The sequence below is a fragment of the Shewanella sp. S1-58-MNA-CIBAN-0166 genome, assembly GCF_040310085.1.
Taxonomy (GTDB): Bacteria; Pseudomonadota; Gammaproteobacteria; order Enterobacterales; family Shewanellaceae; genus Shewanella.
The window spans coordinates 1-1,525 of the sequence record NZ_JBEOPN010000070.1; the positions used below are offsets into that span (position 1 = coordinate 1).

1 protein-coding gene is annotated in these 1,525 nt (G+C 40.7%); it reads left to right on the top strand.

The genetic code is table 11. The annotated features are described in order from the left end of the window. Positions 1-364 precede the first annotated feature (364 nt). Entirely contained in the window at positions 365-1,255 is an 891-nt protein-coding gene (gene galU / locus AAEY99_RS21105) for a UTP--glucose-1-phosphate uridylyltransferase GalU (protein ID WP_351011929.1), read from the top strand. Positions 1,256-1,525 lie beyond the last annotated feature (270 nt).

A 1,525-nucleotide genomic window follows, 5' to 3' on the forward strand; every position in this document is an offset into this window, starting at 1 on the left:
CGTCATCCTCGAATGTCTTTATCGGGGATCCAGGTGTTTCTTTTGATTTTTGTCTTGAATATTTAAACTCAACACCTGGATTCCGGCTCAAAAGCATTGACGGAACGACGTAGTAGGAAGCAATATCGGAACGACGCGATATTGGTTGTTACTGGACGAAGTAGTGGCTGCTGAATGCCCAATCCGCTCGTCTTCCCTGAGATCTGTTATCAGGGATCCAGGTGTTGTCTTTGTGCTTTTGCGTTTTCGCCGTCATCCTCGAATGTCTTTATCAGGGATCTAGGTGTTTTCTTTTGCTTTTGAGTTAGGTGTTTCTTTTACCTTTTAATTTTTTGCTATTAGCTCACGCTAAATAAGGATATCTATGAAAGTTGTTATTCCTGTTGCCGGTTTAGGCACTCGTATGTTGCCTGCAACTAAAGCCATCCCAAAAGAAATGCTGCCTTTAGTTGATAAACCGCTGATTCAGTACATTGTCGACGAATGTGTAAGTGCGGGGATTAAAGAGATTGTATTGGTAACGCATGCCAGTAAAAATGCTATTGAAAACCATTTTGATAAATCTTACGAGCTTGAATCTACTTTAGAGAAACGTGTAAAACGTCAGTTATTGCATGAAGTACAAGCCATTTGTCCTAAAAACGTCACCATTATGCATGTGCGTCAAGGTGAAGCTAAGGGCTTAGGACATGCGATTTTATGTGCTAAGCCGTGTATTGGTGATAATCCATTTGCGGTAGTGTTGCCTGACGTAATTTTAGATTCCTATTCTGCTGATCAACGTACCGAAAACTTAGCCTCGATGTTAATTCGCTATCGTGAATCTCATGCCAGTCAAATTATGGTTGCGCCAGTTCCGGATGATCAAGTCAATAAGTACGGAATTGCTGATTGCCGAGGCGAAATCATAAATCCGGGTGATTCGACTAAAATCTTTAAAATGGTTGAAAAGCCAGAAGTTGGACAAGCCCCGTCTAACTTAGCCGTAGTTGGCCGCTACGTATTGTCTGAAAAGATATGGGACTTACTAGCAAAAACACTTCCTGGTGCAGGCGATGAAATTCAGTTAACCGATGCCATTGATATGCTAATTGAGTCTGATACCGTTGAAGCCTTTAATATGACCGGTAAATCACACGACTGTGGCGACAAGCTAGGTTACATGAAAGCTTTTGTTGAATACGGTTTACGTGACCCTAAATTGGGTAATGACTTTAAGAAAGATCTTGCAGGCTTATTAGAAGAGTACCGTTAATTTGAGGATTGAAACCATAATTAGGATCCACGAATGTATCTATACCATTATCCCCTATTGGGGATAAATCTCTTCAATTCACCGTGTTATCTTAAGGCAAGTTTACCTCATATCGGTATACAGTTTCATTAAGCCATAACAAAGTAATACCGAAACGGATCTAGGTATTACTTTATTGTCCCTCTTTGCTGTAACCCCCTGTGTCAGGATAGTTGTCGCCTCAATTAATTTACAAATAAACAGGGAGCGGTAAGTTACAGCAAGTGAATT

Bases quoted from the DNA above. Each gene is read 5' to 3' on its own strand.
- galU (WP_351011929.1), top strand. From the start codon at position 365: ATGAAAGTTGTTATTCCTGTTGCCGGTTTAGGCACTCGTATGTTGCCT.